We start from the raw sequence: 19327 nt of genomic DNA on the forward strand, positions 1-19327 counted from the left end.
CCGTGTTCGCCGTTCGTCAGCGCGCCCAGCGCAGCACGAGCGGATCGAGCCGGCGCGCGATCGCGATCAGCTCGGCGCGCGAGTCCGGATGGATCGGCGGCAGCGGATGCCGCGGCCGCTCGCACGCGATCACGCCGCCCTCGCGCATCAGCGCCTTCGCGGCGAGCAACCCGGTCTGCCGGTTTTCGTGATTGATGAGCGGCAGCCAGCGCTGATACAGCGCGAACGCGTCGTCGGCGCGCCCTTCGCGGTGCGCTTCGACGATCGGCCGGATGCCGTCCGGATACGCGCCGCCCGTCATCGCGCCCGTCGCGCCCGCATTCAGGTCCGCGAGCAGCGTGATCGCCTCCTCGCCGTCCCACGGCCCCTCGATCGCGTCGCCGCCGAGCCGGATCAGCTCGCGCAGCTTGTTCGCCGCACCCGGCGTCTCGATCTTGAAGTACGACACCTGCTCGATCTCGCGCGCCATTCGCGCGAGAAACGGCGCGGACAGCACGGTGCCGCTCGCGGGCGCGTCCTGGATCATGATCGGGATGTCGAGCGCGTCCGACAGGCGCGCGTAGAACGCGTGGATCTGCGTGTCGGGCACGCGAAACGTCGCGCCGTGATACGGCGGCATCGCCATCACCATCGCCGCGCCCAGTTCCTGTGCGCGGCGGCTGCGCGCCGCGCAGACCTGCGTGCTGTAGTGCGTCGTCGTCACGATCACCGGCACGCGGCCCGCGACGTGCTCGAGAATCGTGCGCGTGAGCACGTCGCGCTCGTCGTCGGCGAGCGCGAACTGCTCCGAGAAATTCGCGAGGATGCAAAGGCCCTCCGAGCCCGCATCGATCATGAAGTCGACCGCGCGCTTCTGGCTCGGCAGATCCAGCTCGCCCGCCTCGGCAAACGTCGTCGGCACGACGGGGAAGACGCCGCGGTAGCGCGGCGAACGGCTCGTATTCATCGTTCGTTTCCTGCGTCAGTGAAAGCGTTCATCGGTCGGCGCGCGCGACCGCGCAGATCCGCGCGAGAAACGGCTCCGGCTTGCGTGCGAGCAGGCGCACGATGCGGCGCTCGTCGGCGCGCTCGTCAGTGCGTCCTTCATTGCGCCGTTTATTGCGCCCTTCATTGCGCCGTTCGTCACGTTCGCGCACCCGCGCTCGCCTGGCGCGGCGCGGCGGCTTCCCGCCGGCCGCCGACCCGGCGCGGCACCCCGAGCGGATTGCCGTCGCGCAGCGCGTCGGGCAGCAGCGCGCCGTCGACGTTCTGGTAGCAGACGGGCCGCTGGAAGCGCTCGATCGCGGCGGTGCCGACCGACGTGCCGCGGCCGTCCGACGTCGCCGGAAACGGCCCGCCGTGGACGATCGCGTCGCACACTTCGACGCCCGTCGGAAAGCCGTTCGCGAGAATGCGTCCCGCGCGGCGCTCGACGATCGGCAACAGCGTGCGCGCGAGGTCGTGATCGTCGGCGCTCAGGTGCAGCGTCACGGTCAACTGCCCTTCGAGCCGCCGCATCGCCTCGCGCATCTCGTCGGCGCTCGCGCACTCGACGAGCACGCTCGACGGGCCGAACACTTCGTCGGCGAGCGTCGCGTCGGTCATCAGCGCGCGCGCGCTCACGCGCAGCAGCGCCGCCTGCGCGCGCCCGTCGCCCGCCGCGCCGCGCGCGACGACATCCACGGCCGGATGGCCCGCGAGCCGCGCGACGCCCGCCTCGTACGCGCGCAGGATGCCCGCGCTCAGCATCACACCCGCCGGCACGTCGCGCAGCGCGCGCGCGGCGGCGGCGGCGAACGCGTCGAAGCCCGCGCCCGCGATGCCGAGCGCGAGGCCCGGGTTCGTGCAGAACTGTCCGCAGCCAAGCGTGACCGACGCGACGAACTCGCGCGCGAGCGGCTCCGCGCGCGCCGCGAGCGCGCCCGGCAGCATCAGGTTCGGATTCACGCTGCTCATCTCCGCGTACACCGGGATCGGCACGGGCCGCGCCGCCGCGAGCGCGGCGAGCGCGAGGCCGCCCGCGCGCGAGCCGGTGAAGCCGACCGCGCGGATCGCCGGATGCGCGACGAGCGCACGGCCGACCTCGTGCCCCGCGTCGGCGACGAGCGCGAACACGCCGGCCGGCAGCGACGCCGCGCGCACGGCCGCCTGCACCGCGCGCCCGACGAGCTCGGACGTGCCGGGATGCGCGGGATGCGCCTTCACGACGACCGGGCAGCCGGCCGCGAGCGCCGCGGCCGTATCGCCGCCCGCGACCGAGAACGCGAGCGGAAAATTGCTCGCGCCGAACACCGCGACCGGCCCGACGCCGATGCGCAGGAAACGCAGATCGCTGCGCGGCGGCTGCCGCTCGGGCAGCGCGGGCTCGATGCGCACGTCGAGCGCGTCGCCGCCGCGCACGAGCGCCGCGAACATCCGCAACTGGTTCGCGGTGCGCGCGCGCTCGCCTTCGAGCCGCGCGCGCGGCAAGCCGGTCTCGGCCATCGCGCGCACGATCAGCGCATCGCCGAGCGCTTCGATCCGTGCGGCGATGTCGTCGAGAAAATCCGCGCGGCGCGCGGCGGCGAGCGCGCGATACGCATCGAACGCCGCGTCGGCGAGCGCGCACGCCGCCTCGACGTCCGCCGGCAGCGCGCCATGAAAAACCGGCTCTGCGATCGCGGCGCCCGTCGCCGCGTCGATCGCGTGAAACGCCGCGCCCCGGCCGCGCCGCGCGCCGCCGTCGATCAGGAGTTCGCCCGTGGGCCCGTTCATCGCCGCGCCTCCCGTCAGTGCGAATGCCGCGGCACCGCGGCGCCGCGCCGGCCGACCAGGAAGTCGAGGTCGCAGCCCTCGTCCGCCTGCAGCACGTGGTCGACGTAAAGACGCGCGTAGCCGCCGCCCGCCGCATGCTCGGCGACGCCCGGCGCGCTCGCCGGATCGTGATCCGACAGCCGGCGCGCGAGCTCGTCGTCGCTCACGTCGAGCGTGAGCGTGCCCGCCTCGCCATCGAGCTCGATCCAGTCGCCGTTGCGCACCGCCGCGAGCGGGCCGCCCGCCGCCGCTTCCGGCGCGACGTGCAGCACGACCGTGCCGTACGCGGTGCCGCTCATCCGCGCATCCGAGATCCGCACCATGTCCTTCACGCCCTGCCGCAACAGTTTCGGCGGCAGCCCCATGTTGCCGACCTCGGCCATGCCCGGATAGCCGCGCGGGCCGCAGTTCTTCAGCACGAGCACCGAGTTCGCGTCGACGTCGAGCGCCTCGTCGTCGATCGTCGCCTTGTAGTGCTCGAAGTTCTCGAACACGACCGCGCGGCCGCGGTGCTTCAGCAATTCCGGGCTCGCCGCGGACGGTTTCAGCACCGCGCCGCGCGGCGCGAGATTGCCGCGCAAGATCCGGATGCCGCCGTCGGCGATCAGCGGCCGATCGAGCGGACGGATCACCTCGTCGTCGTGGCTCGGCGCGTCGCGCACGTTGTCCCACAGCGATTGGCCGTTGACGGTCAGCGCGCCCGGATGCGGCAGCAGGTTCGCCTCGCCGAGCCGGCGCAGCACGGCGGGCAGCCCGCCCGCGTAATAGAACTCCTCCATCAGGAACCGGCCGGACGGCATCAGATCGACGATCGTCGGCGTGCCGCGGCCGAGGCGCAGCCAGTCCTCGAGCTCGAGCGGCACGCCGAGCCGCCCGGCGATCGCCTTCAGATGGATCACCGCGTTCGTCGAGCCGCCGATCGCCGCGTTCACGCGGATCGCGTTCTCGAACGCCGCGCGCGTGAGGATCTTCGACAGCACGAGCCCTTCGTGCGCCATCCCGACGATGCGCATGCCCGACATGTGCGCGAGCACGTAGCGGCGCGCGTCGACGGCCGGAATCGCCGCGTTGTGCGGCAGCGCGACGCCGAGCGCTTCGGCCAGGCACGCCATCGTCGACGCCGTGCCCATCGTGTTGCAGGTGCCCGCCGAGCGCGACATGCCGGCCTCCGCCGACAGGAAGCGGTGCAGGTCGATCTCGCCCGCCTTCAGCGCTTCGTGCAGTTGCCAGACGGCGGTGCCGGAGCCGATGTTCTTGCCGTCGAGCTTGCCGTTCAACATCGGGCCGCCGGACACGACGATCGCCGGCACGTCGCAGCTCGCCGCGCCCATCAGCAGCGCGGGGGTCGTCTTGTCGCAGCCGGCGAGCAGCACGACCGCGTCGATCGGGTTGCCGCGAATCGCCTCCTCGACGTCCATCGACGCGAGATTGCGCGTGAGCATCGCGGACGGCCGCAGGTTCGATTCGCCGTTCGAGAACACCGGGAACTCGACCGGAAAGCCGCCCGCCTCGTAGACGCCGCGCTTCACGTGCTCGGCGAGCTTGCGAAAGTGCGCGTTGCACGGCGTGAGCTCCGACCAGGTGTTGCAGATGCCGACGATCGGCCGGCCGTCGAATTCGTGATCGGGAATGCCCTGATTCTTCATCCAGCTCCGGTACATGAAGCCGTTCTTGTCATGGGTGCCGAACCATTGGGCCGAGCGCAGCTTGGGTTTCGATGCCGACATCGTCGCGTCCTGTGTGGCGGAATATGCGGCCCAGTCTAGGGAGAATTTTGATAACCTACCAATGATGTTTTGGTGCTTTCAGATATCTTTTTGAATATTGATATAAAAATGCCGACAACACGCGATACGCATCCTCGGACGATCCGAAGCCGCCTGAAGACGCGGCAATTGCTGCTGATCGTCGCGCTCGCCGACGAGGGCAACATCCATCGCGCGGCGGCCGCGCTGAACATGACGCAGCCCGCCGCATCGAAGCTGCTGCGCGAGCTGGAGGACACGATCGGCGCGATGCTGTTCGAGCGGATGCCGCGCGGCATGCGCCCGACGCTGTATGGCGACGCCCTCATCCGCCACGCGCGCGCGGCGCTCGGCAGCCTCGATCAGGCGCAGGACGAGCTGGCCGCGCTGAAGGCCGGGCGCCTCGGGCAAGTCGCGATCGGCGCGATCACGTCGCCTGGCCTGCGGCTGCTGCCGCCCGCCGTCGCGGCGGTGAAGGCGACGCACGCGAACGTGCGGATCTCGGTCGAGATCGACACGAGCAACGTGCTGCTCGAACGCCTCGCGCAGGACAAGCTCGACGTCGTCGTGGGCCGGCTGTCGGCCGAGCACGACAAGCTGCGACTGCGCTACGAGCCGCTCACGGGCGAGCCGGTGGCGGCCGTCGTGCGGGCCGGGCATCCGCTCCTCGAGCGCGCGCCGCTCGCGCTGGCCGACGTGCAGCGCGCCGCGTGGGTCGTGCCGCCCGCGGGCAGCGTGCTGCGCCATCGCTTCGAGCTGATGTTCCAGCGCGCGAGCCTCACGCCGCCCGCGAACGTCGTCGAGACCGCCGCGCTGCTGTTCGTCACGCGCGTGCTCGAGCGCAGCGACATGGTCGCGGTGCTCGCCGAGGACGTCGCGCGCTACTACGCGACGCACGGCATCGTCGCGATGCTGCCGCTCGAGATGGATTGCCGGATGGACGATTTCGGGATCATCACGCGCACGGACAAGGTGCATGCGCCCGCGGCAAGCGTGACGATCGAAGCGATTCGCGATGCCGCGCGGGAGATCTACGGGACGGCCCAATAGCTGCGCTCAGATTCGCTGCACCGCGGCCGCCCTCGCGCACGCGATCCGCTCGAACAACTCGCGGCCGCGCGGCGTCAGGAGCGCGCCGGGGACGATCGGCCGCCCGCCGGCCATCGCCGTCGCGAGCCCCATCTCGACGAGCGAAACGAATTCCGGATCGGCGATGTCGACATCGTCAGGCGAACGAGCGATGCACAACAACGTCGAGAGTTCATGCGGCGTGAGCATGGTCGTGTCTCCGTCACCGAGCGCCCCGCGAGCCTGCGCCGGCCGCGTCGCTCGCGCTTGGTTCGTGTTCGAAACGGCGCGCCCTCGCACTGTGCAGGCCAGGATCGCGAAAGAAAATCGGCAATTACGAGATAAGCGCATGGCCGCAATCCGCGGCCCTGTAGGAATTTGCCGATTCCACTGCGGATTCCATCGCCGCTTTTCGCCGGCGCCGCGCGGCGATTCGCCGGTCGCGCCCCCGTTTGCGCGGCGCACGCGCCGCGCAAAGCGTTTTCGCCGTGTCGGGCCGCCGGCCGGCATCGGCCGCCCGCCATGCGGACCGATCGGCACGGTTTCGCCTCGTGCGGCACGCATGCCGCCTACGGTATGAATGATTCGCCGGGCTGCGCCGCGCAACGTCATGCGCGCTTTCACCAATACGATTGCGTGCGCAACTATCAGGATCACGTAAGCATCGCAGCATAAGATTGAAACGTGACGCTCGGCTCGAGCGCCGCACGTCCGCTGCTCGGCGGACGACGAAACCGACGATGTGAACGACAACCCGCGCGGATGCGTCAGCGCCGCATCCGCCGAACACCGCCGGCGCCGCGCAGCTCGCAAGAAGCCGCGGCCTCGACGCTTTTCAAGCCGTGGCGACCTGTCGCAACGCGCGTGCCGGACTCGGGAAAACCCGATCGCAGCCCGGCGCGGCGCAACGGTCCGGGGAACGAGCGTCCGGAGTTCGGCCGGGCCGCCGCATGCGTTCGCGCGCCGCCGCGACGCGGCGCGCCCGCCGCGCTCCGGTACGCGATGGCCATAAGCAGGTAAGCGCTACGAGGCATCGCCGATGATCAGGCTGTTGATGGTGGACCGTCACGCGGTGCTGCGTGACGGCTTGCGACACATACTCGAGAAATCCGGCGAGTTCGAAATCGACGGCGAGGCGGGCGACGCCGCCGCCGCGTTCGAGCTCGTCAAGCATGGCCGCGCCGAGATCGCGCTCATCGATCAAACCACGCTCGGCCGCGAGTGCGCGGAGCTGATCCATCGCATCCGCGGAACGGCACCGTCGACACGCATCCTCGTGATGGCCGCGCGCGCGAGCCAGCGGCACGCGGCCGCGGCGTTCCAGGCCGGCGCGTCCGGATACCTGACGAAGCAAAGCGGCTGCGATGAACTGATCGCCGCGCTGCGCAAGATCGCGGCGGGCGGCGTGTACGTCAGCATGCATGTGGCCGAACAGCTCGCGGAAAACCTGCATTCGCCGTCGGACGCGGACGCGCCGCCGCACGAGCGGCTGTCGAAACGCGAATTCGAGGTGTTCCGTCATCTCGCGGCGGGCGACACGCCCGCCGAAATCGCGCAAGCGCTCGGGATCAGCGCGAAGACCGTCCGGATCTACAAGGCGCACGTGCTCGACAAGCTGGAATTGCCGAACGAAACGGCGCTCGTGCGGTACGCGGTCGCGCATCGGATCGGCGATCCGCTGTGATCGGCGCGGCGCCGGAAATCGGCGCCGCGCGTCTCGGCTTCGGTTGCGTCGCGCCGATTTGCCGGTTTATCGATTCGCCGGTTTATCGATTCGCCGGCCGGCGGCGAAGGGGCGCCGCATCATGCCGCACCGCGTATCCGGTAACATGGCGCGCTCGCGCCCGGCATTCCGGCGCACGCGAGCCGTCGCGAAATCCCGTTATCCCGACGACCGCGCAGACCGGTGATGCAGCGGGATCGCCGCGAGCGGCCCGCCTCCTCGCCGATGACGATCCGCGCCCCGACATCGGCAACCCCGCACGCTCGCCGCCAGGCGCGCGGAGCGGGCGCGACGCCGGGCCGGGCGGCGCACCTTCGACGTCGGCTGCGCGCTCGGCGAGCGCGACGGCGCCCGGCGGGCGCGCACGCGTGTTGCCCCGCGATGCCGACGCCGCGCGAGCGGCACCGCCTTCCGATTCCGATCCGGAGCCTTCGACATGGACTTCACCCGACGCAATCTGCTCGGCGCCGCGCTCGCCGGCGCGCTCGACACGATCACGCCGGCCGCGCATGCTCAGTCCTCCGCGCGCGGCATGCCGCAGCCGGACGACGCGCCGCACGCCGTTCCCGATGCAACGATTCCGCTGTGGCCAGGCCCCGCGCCCGATCCGATCGCGACGGGCGCGGGCGACGGCGAGCGAGCCGGCAAGCACAGCAGCGTGTCGCGCGTCGCGCGGCCGCGGCTCAACGTCTACCGGCCCGCGCTTGGCAACGGCGGCGCGGCGCTCGTGATCGCGGGCGGCGGCTATGAACACGTCGAGCTCGGCAACGAGAGCTCGCCGATGTGCGCCTGGCTGAAGTCGCTCGGCGTGACCGCGTTCGAGCTCGTGTACCGGCTGCCCGAGCAAGGCTGGTCGCGGCTCGCGCCGCTGCAGGACGGCCAGCGCGCGATGCGCGTGATCCGCGCGCGCGCGAAGCGCGACGGCATCGATCCCGCCCGGATCGCGATCGTCGGCTTTTCCGCGGGCGGACATCTCGCCGGGATGACGGCCGTCGAGCCCGACGCGCGGCGCTACGCGAGCGTCGACGATGCCGATCGCGAATCCGCGCGCCCCGATCTCGCCGCGCTGCTCTATCCGGTGCTCACGCTGATGCCGCCGTTCGATCGCACGCACACGCGGCTGCATGTCGTGGGCGCGCATCCGGCGCAGGCGGACAGCGAAGCGCTGTCGGCAAACCTGCACGTGAGCGCGCGCACGCCGCCGACGTTTCTCGCGCACGCGTTCGACGATCCGATCGCGCCGATCGACAACAGTCTGCTGATGGCGAGCGCGCTGCGCGCGGCGCAGGTGAGCGTCGAGCTGCACGCGTTCCAGGCGGGCGGCCACGGCTGGGGCATGGGCAAGCCCGGCAGCGCCGTGCGCGCGTGGCCCGCGCTTTTCGAGCAGTGGGCGCGGCTGAACCGGCTGCTGCCGTGACGCGAGCGGCGAGCGGCGAACGCTCATCGAACGCGAGGCCTCGCGCCGTGTCGAACGCCGCGCATCGCGCATCGCGCATCGCGCATCGCGCATCGCGCATCGCGCATCGCGCATCGCGCATCGCGCATCGCGCATCGCGCATCGCGCATCGCGCATCCACATCGCCGCCCGCCGCGCGCGTCGCGACGCAACACCACGCGAAACGGCCGGACGCAACGCGTCTTTCGCGTCACCGCCGGCCGGGCGCGCGACGCGCGCCCTACGATCGCCTTTCCGCCCGTAAAGTCGACGATACCTGCCTGTAACCCCGCCGAAGGCGCAGCGCCTCCATAACTTCATACCGAACTGGTCCAATGCTGCCGTTTCGTTTCCGGCGCACGGCGCGTCCCCGACGCCCGCTCTTGCCGTGCGGCCGGCTCCCGGCGCGCGATCCCTCGCGGATCGCCGTCAATCGAGCGATCTTTCATTGGAGTCCTGTCTGATGTTTCGTCGAGCCTTGATCGCCACCGCGTGCGCCGGATCGGCCATCGCCCTCTATGCATGCGGCGGCACCGACAGCAACACGCCCGTCACGTCACAAAACGCGTTGCAGACCGCGACGCCGATCAAGCACCTCGTCGTGATCTACGGCGAGAACGTGTCGTTCGACCACTACTTCGGCACCTATCCGAACGCGACGAACCCGCCGGGCGAGCCGGCGTTCAGCGCCGCATCGGGTACGCCCTCGGTCAACGGCCTGTCGGGCCTGCTGCTCACCACGAACCCGAACGCGACGAATCCGGCGAACGGCACGGGCGCGACCAATCCGTTCCGCCTCGACCGCACGCAGGCCGCGACGGCCGACCAGAACCACGCGTACACCGCCGAAGAGCAGGCGTACGACAACGGCCTCGCGGACCTCTTCCCGAAATACACGGGCAACGGATCGAGCGGCGGCGCCGGCGCATTCGGCACGACGGGCCAGGTGATGGGCTACTTCGACGGCAACACGGTGACCGCGCTGTGGAACTACGCGCAGCGCTTCGCGATGAGCGACAACGCGTATACGTCCACCTACGGCCCGTCGACGCCGGGCGCGCTCAACGTGATCGCCGGCCAGACCGACGGGATGCAGATCGTGAAGACGTCGAAGGCCGTGTCGACGCTCGCGAAGACGTCGTACTACATCAACGACGGCCAGGGCGGCCTCACGATGATCAACGACGTCGACCCCGGCTACGACGTGTGCTCGAGCACGACCGACCAGGCGATGATGTCGGGCAAGAACATCGGCGATCTGCTGAACGCGCGCAACGTCACGTGGGGCGGCTTCATGGGTGGCTTCAACCTGCAGACGACGAACGCGAACGGCACGACGGGCTGCAAGCGCAGCACGATCGCGACCGCGGTGAACGCGGCGACGTCCGACTACATCCCGCACCACAACTGGTTCCAGTACTACGCGTCGACGGCGAACCCGCAGCACACGCGCCCGAGCTCGATCGCGGCGATCGGCTCGAGCGTCGAGACGGACGGCAAGACCCCCGAGCCCGCGAACCACCAGTACGACTCGGACGATTTCTTCGCGGCCGTGAAGGCGGGCAACTTCCCGTCGGTCAGCTTCCTGAAGGCGCCCGCCGCGCAGGACGCGCACGCCGGCTACTCGGACCCGCTCGACGAGCAGCAGTTCGTGACGAAGGTCGTCAACTTCCTGCAGCAGCAGCCCGACTGGGCGAACACCGCGGTGATCATCACGTATGACGACTCGGACGGCTGGTACGACCACGCCTACACCGCGCCGACGCGCGCGTCGTTCGATGCGGTCGATCAACTGAACGGCAACGGCGTGTGCGGCTCCGGCACGGCGACGACCGGCGTCGGCGGCGCGCCCGTCAACGGCCGCTGCGGCCCGGGCACGCGGATTCCGTTCGTCGTCGTGTCGCCGTGGGCGAAGCAGAACTACGTGAGCCACACGCTGATCGACCAGGCGTCGGTCGTGCGCTTCATCGAGGACAACTGGCTCGGCGGCCAGCGGATCGGCGGCGGCTCGTTCGATGCGACCGCGGGCGACATGCGCGATCTGTTCGACTTCTCGGGCACGGTGAACAAGGCGCCGCTGTATCTCGATCCGGCGCTCGGCACGAAGCTCGCGACGGCGCCCTCGATCTGACGTCCTAGATCCGACGGCCGCGTCACGCACACGCGTCGCGCGGCGCCGCCGCGCGACACGCGATGCGCATCCGGCCGGCGTGCACCACGCCGGCCGTCGCTCCGGCGCGGCGCGCGCCGGATTTTTCTTTTGCACGATCACGACCGAACGCTCCAGCATGGCCGAACCGCTTGCCGCGCAATCCGCACCGCCCTCACGATCCGACGATTCCGTCCGGCCTCCCCGCTCGGCCCGAGTCGACGCATCCGCGTCGACGGCGCCTCCCGCCGCGCCCCCTGATTCGCCTCATTCGCCCCGCCGCCGCGCGCGCGCGGCGCGCCACGTGCTGAAGACCGCCGCATTCGGCGCGCTCGGCTTCGCCGCATTCGCGCTCGCGTTTCCCGAGCACGCGCCGAATGCGCTCGGCGCGATCGTCGAGGATCTGACGGGCGCGAATCCGCATCCGGTCGCGCTGCGCCGCCCGGCCGCCGAGCCGTTGAGCGCGGTCGCGCAGCTCGGCCGGGCGCTGTTCTTCGATCCGTCGCTGTCCGCGTCGGGCCGACAGTCATGCGCGTCGTGCCACAGCCCCGACCGGGCATACGGCCCGCCGAACGATCTCGACGTGCAGTTGGGCGGTGCCGCGCTGACGCGGCCCGGCTACCGGCCGCCGCCGTCGCTGATGTATCTGTACCGCCAGCCGAACTTCAGCATCGGCCCCGACTCGTCGGAGAACGACGATGCGGCGAGCGTCGCGCAGCAGGCGGCGTCGGCCGCGGGCGTCGTGCGCGCGCGGAAGACCGCCGGCGCGGCCGCCGCACCGCAGCTCGTGCCGCAAGGCGGAATGTTCTGGGACGGCCGCGCGGACACGCTGCAGCAGCAGGCGTTCGGCCCGCTGATGAATCCGGTCGAGATGGCGAACGCGAGCACGGCCGACGTCGCGCGCAAGCTCGAGAACGCGCGGTACGCGCCGCAGTTCCGGCAGTTGTTCGGCCCGCGCATCTTCGACGACGCGCGTCTTGCGGTGTCCGAAGCGATGTTCGCGATCGCGCGCTACCAGGTCGAGGACCCGTCGTTCCATCCGTATTCGAGCAAGTACGACCGCTGGCTCGAAGGCGACGCGCGGCTCACGCGGGCCGAGCTGCGCGGCATGCGGCTCTTCAACGATCCGGCGAAGGCGAATTGCGCGGGCTGCCATCTGTCGAAGCCGAGCCCGGACGGCCTGCCGCCGATGTTCACCGATTTCCAGTACGAAGCGCTCGGCGTGCCCCGCAACCGCGCGCTCGCGCAGAACCGCAATCCGGCGTTCCACGATCTCGGCATTTGCGGGCCGTTGCGCGACGACCTGAAAACGCAGACGCAATACTGCGGGATGTTCGCGACGCCGTCGCTGCGCAACGTCGCGACGCGTCACGTGTTCTTCCACAACGGCGTCTATCACTCGCTCGATCAGGTGCTCGCGTTCTACAACCTGCGCAGCGTCGATCCGGGCAAGATCTACCCGCGCGACGCGAGCGGCCGGGTGCGGCAGTACGACGACATCCCGAGCGCGTATCGCGCGAACGTCGACGTCGCCGACGCGCCGTTCGACCGCAAGCCGGGCGACGCGCCGGCGATGACCGCGCAGGACATGCGCGACATCGTCGCGTTCCTGAACACGCTGACCGACGAGAAGCGCTGAGCGTCGCGCGATGCGCGGCGGGCGTGATCGCGGACGAAGAATCTCGGATGCCCTCCCCGCCGGCACTCCCGGCCCCGACCGGCCGCCGCGAACGCGCGGCGCTCGCGCGCCTGCACGCCCGCCGCCTCGCCCGCGTTGTCACGAACGCTCCGCCGGTGGCGGCCGACGTCCGCAAGCTGCCACCTCTCCGAGGTGCGCGCACTGGAATGCGATTCCTATAACGCTCGTACGGCCGTCCGCCGTTGACGAGTCCGTGCATCGGCCCTCATCAACAATACGATGGAGAATTCGACATGACTCAAAAATTCGTCGGTACGCACGTCGTCGGTCCGCGCGAGAAACTGCCGTCCGGCAAGCCCTGGATCAATACGCCGCTGACCGTCAAGGTCCCGTTCCCGGCAGCGTTCAGCGCCATTCCCGTTGTCGTCGCGAGCGCGTTGCAGGACCCGAAACATACGTCCTCGTACCCGGACACGTTCGCCGTCACCGTGATCGGCGTCACCAAGACCGATTTCACGGTCAACATCTGCCGCACCGACTACGTGCGCGACAATTACACGACGAGCGGGTGGGGGCAGAATCTGCATCTGTCGTACATCGCCGAGACGCCCGCGTGACGCAGCGCCGGGCGTTGCATTCGCGTCGCGCGATGCGCGCCCGACATGCGTGCGGAAAACGGCGATGCCCGCCGAATCGCGGTTGCGACGGGCATCGCCGCCGATCGGCCTGTTCAGCCGGTCACGCCTTTGTCTCCTTCCCCCGCGCGCTGCGCTCGTTCCGCCCGCGACGCGCCCCTCCCCGCGCCTTCCTTGCCTCCTGCGCGCTCGAGCCCGAATGTCGCATCGAAGAACGCGGCGAGCGGTGGAAGCTGGGGCCCGGACCGCTCGCCGCCGTCATGCGTCAGCGCGCGGCCGGGTAGTCGATGCGCTCGGGCACGCGGCGCATGATCACGTCGCCGCCCCGAATCGACAGCAGCGCCTTCGCCTGCCGGCGCAACGCCTCGTAATCGTCGGATGCGTCGAGCACGACGAGATTCGCGGGGCGCCCCGGCTCGATTCCGTAGCGCTCGCCGAGATGCATCGCGCGCGCGCTATGGTCGGTGACGAAATCAAGAGCGCGTGCGAGATCCTGATAGCCCATCATGTGGCAAATGTGCAGCCCCGCGTCGAGCACGCGCAGGATGTTGCCGTTGCCGAGCGGATACCACGGGTCCCGAATCGAATCCTGGCCGAAGCACACGTTCATCCCGGCTCGATCGAGCTCGGCGACGCGCGTGAGCCCGCGGCGCTTCGGAAACGTGTCGAAGCGGCCTTGCAGATGGATGCTCTCGGTCGGACACGAGATGAAGTTGATCTCCGAGCGCTTCAGCAAGCGGAACAGCTTCGAGCAGTACGCATTGTCGTACGAGCCCATCGCGGTCGTGTGGCTCGCCGTCACGCGCGCGCCGACGCCGCGCACGCGCGCTTGCTCGGCGAGCACCTCGAGAAAACGCGAGTTCGGATCGTCGGTTTCGTCGCAATGCACGTCGACGAGGCAGCCGCTGCGATCGGCGAGATCCATCAGGAACTCGATCGAGCTCACGCCCTGCTCGCGCGTGTTCTCGAAGTGCGGAATGCCGCCGACGACGTCCGCGCCCATCGCGATCGCGCGCGCCATCAGCGCGCGGCCGCCGTCGAACGATTCGATCCCTTCCTGCGGAAACGCGACGATCTGCAGATCGATCAGCCCGCGCGCCTCGTCCTTCACTTCGAGCATCGCTTGCAGCGCCGCGAGCGAAGGATCGGTCACGTCGACGTGGGTGCGCACGTGCTGAATGCCGTGATCGCGCAGCATCCCGATCGCCGCATGCGCGCGCGCCTTCGTGTCCTCGTGCGTGATCGTCGCCTTGCGCTGCGCCCAGCGCTCGATTCCCTCGAACAGCGTGCCGCTCATGTTCCACTCGGGCTCGCCCGCCGTCAGCACCGCATCCAGGTGGATGTGCGGCTCGACGAGCGGCGGAATCACGAGCTTGCCGCCGACATCGATTTCATCCGCGCGCGGCGCGCCTTGCGCATCGATGCGCGCCGGCTGCGGCGTGACGCTCGCGATCGTCGCGCCGTCGAGCGCGATGCTGAAAAGGCCGCTGCGCTTGCGCAGCGTCGCGTTGATGAGCTTCATCAGAACTCCTGTCGTTGCGTATCCGACATCCGCCACGCGAGCAGCGCGACGGACGCGTTCAACCGAAAATACGGATCGGCGAGCGATTGCCCCGACTGCGTCTCGATCCTGCGCAGCCGGTGGTTAAGCGTATTGCGATGGATCGACAACTGCTCGGCCGCCTTGATCGCGTTGCCGTTTTCCTGAAGCAGCGCTTCGAGCGTTTCGATCAGCATCGTCGGATGCTTGCGGTTGCTGTCGAGCAGATTGCCGAGCGTTTCCTTCACGAAGCCGTCGATCAGCGTCGGATCGGGGATCGCCGCGAGCAGCTTCAGCACGCCGAGCTCGCTGTAATCGCACAGCCCCTGCCCCGCGCGCATGCCCTCGGCGACGCCGAGCGCCTGCCGCGCCTCGGCGAGGCCGCGGCAGTAATGGCGCGCGGCGCCGACCGTCGACGAGATCCCGACGAACAGCGTGAGCGCGCCGATCTGCGGGTTCAATGCGTCGCGCAGCGCGCCGAGCGCGAGCTTTTGCTTCCTGAAGCGCGGATCGTCGCACGGCAGCAGCAGCACGAACAGCTCGCCCTGCTCGACCACCGGCAGCGCGCCGTCCTCATCGCGCAGCCAGTCGTCCAGGCCGCGCTGAACCGTCCGTCGCGCATCCTGCAGCAGCGCCTCCGCCGTGGCCGGATCGCGGCCGTCGAAGAGCGCGGGCACGCCTGCGAGCCGCAGCGCGACGACGCGGCGCGGCCGATCGAGCGCGAGCTGCAGGTTGCGCGCGCGATGAGCCGCGATGTCGATGCTCGGATAATCGCCCGTCAGCAACTGGTTCACGATGTCGCGCTGCGAGCGCAGCGTGTTCTCGTGGCGCACGAGCGCGGTGCCGATCAGTTGCGTGACGATCACCATCTTCAGCAGATACGGCTGCTCGATCAGCGGGATGTCGAGCTGCTCGGCGAGCGCCGCGACCGAATCGGGAATGCGGCGAATGAACGCCTCGCCCGTCAGGATCACCATCCCGGCGATGCCGCTTCTCGCGCCCTCGCGAATCAACTGCAGCAGGTTCGCCTCGTCGCGCGGGTGATTGATCCCGGTGACGAACACGAGCTCGCCGCCCATCACCCAATCGGCGATGCCCTCGTTCTCCGCGACGTAGTACCAGCGCACCGGCCGTTGCACGCCGCGCTCGCCCGCGCGCAGTTCGAGCTCTTCGAGACCGGGCAGTTGCAGGATCTCGCTGATGGTCAGACTCATCGCTTCACTCTCCCTGGACCGACGGCGCGCGCACCGCGCGGCCCGCGATCTGCACGAACACGATGTAGCAGAGCGACGACGCGGCGATGCCGACGAGCGGCGCGATCCACGGCGACGCGTACGCGAGCGCCGCGCCGATCGCGTACGCGGCGAGCCCGGCGACATTGAAGCGCGGCAGCCGGGCCGTCGCGATCGCCGGATAGCGGCCGCGGTGGCGATACCAGAAGTCGGCCAGAATCACGCCGCCGACGGGCGGAATGATCGAGCCGAGCAGGATCAGGAACGGAATCAGCAGCTCGTACATGCCGCCGATCGCGAGCACGATGCCGACCGCCGCGCCGACGAGCGTCAGCGTGCGGCGGCGCTCGCTGCGCAGCAGATGGCAGGCGGCCGCGGACACGTTGTAGATCGTCGGCCCCTGGATCGTCCACAGGTTCAGGCACAGCATCACGACGGCCGCGATCGACAGCCCCTGCAGCATCATCACCTCGACGATGTCGGGCTGCTGATAGACGATCGCGCAATAGGCGCCCGCGACGATCATCAACCCGTTGCCGACGAAAAAGCCGATCATGCTCGCGATGACGGCCGCGCGGCCGCTCTTCGCGAGCCGCGTCCAGTTCGTCGCCTGCGTCGCGCCGCTCGCGAACGTGCCGAACACCATCGTGACCGCGGCGGCGAAGCTCATCGGCCGCGTCGGCACGATCTTCGCGAGGCCCGCCCAGCCGCCGACGTCGCGCGTCGCGATCCACATCGACACGACGAGCAGCACGAACATCAGCGGCACCGACACGCGCGACAGCGCGTCCATCCCGCGATAGCCGACGATCGCGGTGATCGAGAAGCCGAACCCGAACAGCACCATCAGCGGCGCCGTCACCGATGCGGGCCAGCCGAGCAGCTTGACGAGCACGATCGCCACCGTCGCGGTGCCCCACGCGTACCAGCCGAGCTCGGCGAAGCCGAGCAGGAAATCGGACAGCTTGCTGCCGACCTCACCGAAGCAGAAGCGCCCCATCAGCACCGAATTGAGCCCGCTGCGCGACGCGACGAACGCGAGCGCGGCCGCGTAGGCGGCGAGCAGCAGATTGCCGACGACCGCGACCCACAGCATGTCGACGACGCGAAACGCGACGCCGATCTTGCCGCCCGCGAACATCGTGCCCGTGAAAAACGTGAAGCTGAGCAGCACCATCGTGATCGACAGTGCGCCTTTGCGCTCGTGCGCCGGCACTTCGCTCAATGAAAATTCGCCCCGTGTCGCCATCGTCTTTTGGTCTCCAGCATTCCAGCGTGAACGGATGATGCGCGGCCGGCAAAGCCGCCGCATCCCGATTCGGACAATTAATACCGAAATCGAACTCGAGTATGGCAAAGCGGACAATTCCCGTCATTCACCTTGCACAAGCAGCGCGCATCACGCCGCCACCCGGGCGCCATTTTACTGTGCAAAGCGCTCAACACAATAATACGATTAAAGAGGAATAATTCGAGCGGAGAAAACCGCTTCGCGCCGGGATCGAAATAATTTCCGATTATGTCCGGATATTGGCGGACAAAATCCCGGGAAACCGGTTGGCAGGCGCTTGCAAAAACATGCGAAAAATGCGGCGGGAACGGCGTGCGCATTCGGCGATTCTCGCCGGCGGCCGATTTGCCGATTGCGCTGCGCCATGCAAAGCGCCGCCAAACGCACGCGCGACACGACGCGTTGGCGGCGTCGCGACGGCATCAACGGAAGCCGCCGCGGCAATACGACAACCCAGCGACGCGCCGTGCGAACCGCACGCCGCGTTGCGACGACGCGCTCACCGCCCGCCTTCGATCGAAAGCCCGCCGTGCCGCCCGGCGTCTTCGCGCGACACGCGGCGCACCGTCTGGCCGAACGTCCGGACGTGCCCCTCCGGGCCGCATGGGCAATACGTGCGGTCGCCATAGAACTGACCGGCGGGCGCCTGCAGGATCGCCGCGCCCGCGGCGCGGGCTGGTTCGCAATGCGCGTCGATGCCGGACCGGAGTTGCACGTGCACGCGTTGCGCGTTCCCGCCGCCGAGCGACTCGGGGCTGACCGCGAAGTCGCGCCAGCCGCTCGCGCCGATCATCACGATGCCGCCGCCGAACGCCATCTCGGCGTGCGCGATGCGCCCTTGCGCATCGCGCTGATGACAACGCCGCGCGCGAAACCGAATGCGCGCCCGAGCCATTCGAGCGCGGCGCGCGGATCGCGGTGTGCGAACCGTCAGAAGCGCGTGCGCAGGCCGACCGCCGCGACGACTTGATTGCCCGTCGACGACGCGCCACCCGCGGTGTTGATCATCGCGACGTAATTGCGGCCCGACGCATGCTGGTACATGCCTTCGAGGTAGACGTCGGTGCGCACCGACAAGCGGTACACCGCCATCAGGTCGACCTGATGCCACTTCGGATCGGAACCGTATTTGACGGTGTTCTCGACGTGGCCGTTCGTGTACGTGTACGCGCCGCCGACGCTGAACGCGGGCGTCAGTTGATACTTGCCGTTCAGCTCGTAGTTGTCGAAACGCACCGTGCCGCCCGTCGAGCCGAACGATGCGGTGTTCTCGTATTCGGCGCGCGTGTAGACGAAGCCGAGCGTCGCGGGGCCGAACGCGTAGTTCAGGCCGCCGCCGTACGAGCGCATCCGGTCCGCGCCGAGCGAGAAGCCGCCCTTGCCGTTCGCCGCCGATTCGACGATGTCGACCGCGCCCGGGCTGCCCGCGGTCGTGCCCTTCGAGCCATTGATCTGCAGATAGCCGGCCGCGACGTTCAGCGGCCCGCGCGTGTAGCTCGCGCCGAAGCTGTATGCGCGGTTCGTCGCGAAATCGGTGCTGTTCGACATCGCGTACATGCCGCCGAACTTCAGGCCCGCGTACGTGTTGCTCGTGTACTTGATCGCGTTGTTGATCCGCAGCGAGTGGTTCAGGTTGTCGTTGTCGAACGGATGCGCGAAGCTCGCGTCGCCGAACGTGCCCGCCGTCGCCGACAGCGGCGCGACGAAATCGACGAGCGAATCGTATTGCCGGCCGATCGTCAGGGTGCCGAAACGATCGTCGGACAGCCCCACATACGCGAACCGGCCGAACAGCCGGCCGTCCTGGCCCAGCTTGCCGTTCTCGACGTTGAAGCCGTTCTCCAGCACGAACAGCGCCTTCAGGCCGCCGCCGAGATCCTCGGTGCCCCGCAGGCCGAAGCGGGTGCCGTTCACGGCGCCCGTCGTCGCCTGCACGAGGCCGCCGTGCGAATTGCCGCTCGCGACGTTGTTCGTGTACATGATGCCCGCGTCGATCAGGCCGTACAGCGTGACCGAGCTCTGCGCGTGTGCGGCCGTCGCGGCCAGGACCCCTGCGGTTGCGCATGCAAACCGGATGTTTTTCACAACGAAACTCCTT

15 protein-coding genes and 1 pseudogene are annotated in these 19327 nt (G+C 69.4%); 6 read left to right on the forward strand and 10 right to left on the reverse strand.

The window, feature by feature from the left end; translation table 11 throughout:
* Positions 1-16: 16 nt before the first annotated feature.
* Genes BTH_RS08335 through BTH_RS08345 form a run of 4 tightly spaced genes read right to left on the reverse strand, consistent with a single transcriptional unit; the run spans position 17 to position 4499 of the window.
* Positions 17-946 (reverse strand): dihydrodipicolinate synthase family protein, encoded by a 930-nt coding sequence (locus BTH_RS08335; RefSeq protein WP_009897558.1) that lies wholly within the window; start codon positions 944-946, stop codon positions 17-19.
* A gap of 28 nt (positions 947-974) precedes the next feature.
* Positions 975-1136 (reverse strand): hypothetical protein, encoded by a 162-nt coding sequence (locus BTH_RS34370; protein ID WP_009897560.1) that lies wholly within the window; start codon positions 1134-1136, stop codon positions 975-977.
* Entirely contained in the window at positions 1123-2733 is a 1611-nt protein-coding gene (locus BTH_RS08340; RefSeq protein ID WP_009897562.1) for an aldehyde dehydrogenase (NADP(+)), read from the reverse strand. Before BTH_RS08340 ends, BTH_RS34370 begins: the two co-directional genes overlap by 14 nt.
* Before the next feature lie 14 nt (positions 2734-2747).
* Positions 2748-4499: an IlvD/Edd family dehydratase gene (locus BTH_RS08345; protein WP_009897564.1), complete on the reverse strand. Its 1752-nt coding sequence runs from the start codon at positions 4497-4499 to the stop codon at positions 2748-2750.
* 108 nt (positions 4500-4607) lie between these two features.
* Here BTH_RS08345 and BTH_RS08350 point away from each other — a divergent pair, with 108 nt between their 5' ends.
* The gene (locus tag BTH_RS08350) at positions 4608-5567 is read left to right on the forward strand and encodes a LysR substrate-binding domain-containing protein (protein WP_009897566.1); all 960 of its coding nucleotides are present in this window, start codon (positions 4608-4610) and stop codon (positions 5565-5567) included.
* A gap of 6 nt (positions 5568-5573) precedes the next feature.
* Here BTH_RS08350 and BTH_RS08355 read toward each other — a convergent pair whose 3' ends face one another.
* On the reverse strand, positions 5574-5795 hold the full coding sequence (locus BTH_RS08355; RefSeq protein WP_009897567.1) for a hypothetical protein: 222 nt from the start codon (positions 5793-5795) through the stop codon (positions 5574-5576).
* Between the two features lie 829 nt (positions 5796-6624).
* Between BTH_RS08355 and BTH_RS08360 the strand changes: the two genes are divergently transcribed.
* The 5 genes from BTH_RS08360 (at position 6625) to BTH_RS08385 (ending at position 13148) form a co-directional block, all read left to right on the forward strand.
* A complete protein-coding gene (locus BTH_RS08360) occupies positions 6625-7269 on the forward strand; it encodes a LuxR C-terminal-related transcriptional regulator (protein ID WP_009897569.1) in 645 nt (214 codons plus the stop codon).
* 475 nt (positions 7270-7744) lie between these two features.
* The gene (locus BTH_RS08365; RefSeq protein WP_009897570.1) at positions 7745-8725 is read left to right on the forward strand and encodes an alpha/beta hydrolase; all 981 of its coding nucleotides are present in this window, start codon (positions 7745-7747) and stop codon (positions 8723-8725) included.
* A 481-nt stretch (positions 8726-9206) separates the two neighbouring features.
* A complete protein-coding gene (locus BTH_RS08375; RefSeq protein ID WP_009897572.1) occupies positions 9207-10874 on the forward strand; it encodes a phospholipase C in 1668 nt (555 codons plus the stop codon).
* Entirely contained in the window at positions 10831-12531 is a 1701-nt protein-coding gene (locus tag BTH_RS08380) for a cytochrome-c peroxidase (protein WP_373365269.1), read from the forward strand. Before BTH_RS08375 ends, BTH_RS08380 begins: the two co-directional genes overlap by 44 nt.
* Before the next feature lie 293 nt (positions 12532-12824).
* The gene (locus BTH_RS08385) at positions 12825-13148 is read left to right on the forward strand and encodes a hypothetical protein (RefSeq protein WP_009897575.1); all 324 of its coding nucleotides are present in this window, start codon (positions 12825-12827) and stop codon (positions 13146-13148) included.
* 283 nt (positions 13149-13431) lie between these two features.
* Here the strand turns inward: BTH_RS08385 and codA are convergent, their stop codons facing one another.
* The 5 genes and pseudogenes from codA to BTH_RS08410 all read right to left on the reverse strand — a co-directional run bounded on the left by codA (position 13432) and on the right by BTH_RS08410 (position 19314).
* Positions 13432-14688: a cytosine deaminase gene (codA, locus tag BTH_RS08390; RefSeq protein ID WP_009897577.1), complete on the reverse strand. Its 1257-nt coding sequence runs from the start codon at positions 14686-14688 to the stop codon at positions 13432-13434.
* Positions 14688-15920, reverse strand: coding sequence for a PucR family transcriptional regulator (locus BTH_RS08395; protein ID WP_009897579.1), 1233 nt, complete (start codon positions 15918-15920; stop codon positions 14688-14690). The genes codA and BTH_RS08395 overlap by 1 nt, the downstream gene beginning before the upstream one ends.
* A gap of 4 nt (positions 15921-15924) precedes the next feature.
* On the reverse strand, positions 15925-17187 hold the full coding sequence (codB, locus tag BTH_RS08400; RefSeq protein WP_009907814.1) for a cytosine permease: 1263 nt from the start codon (positions 17185-17187) through the stop codon (positions 15925-15927).
* A 541-nt stretch (positions 17188-17728) separates the two neighbouring features.
* Positions 17729-18150, reverse strand: a pseudogene (locus BTH_RS35020) (VOC family protein); the annotation flags it as partial.
* A 9-nt stretch (positions 18151-18159) separates the two neighbouring features.
* A complete protein-coding gene (locus BTH_RS08410; protein ID WP_009897584.1) occupies positions 18160-19314 on the reverse strand; it encodes a porin in 1155 nt (384 codons plus the stop codon).
* Positions 19315-19327 lie beyond the last annotated feature (13 nt).

Source organism: Burkholderia thailandensis E264, from assembly GCF_000012365.1.
In the GTDB taxonomy this organism is placed as follows: Bacteria; Pseudomonadota; Gammaproteobacteria; order Burkholderiales; family Burkholderiaceae; genus Burkholderia; species Burkholderia thailandensis.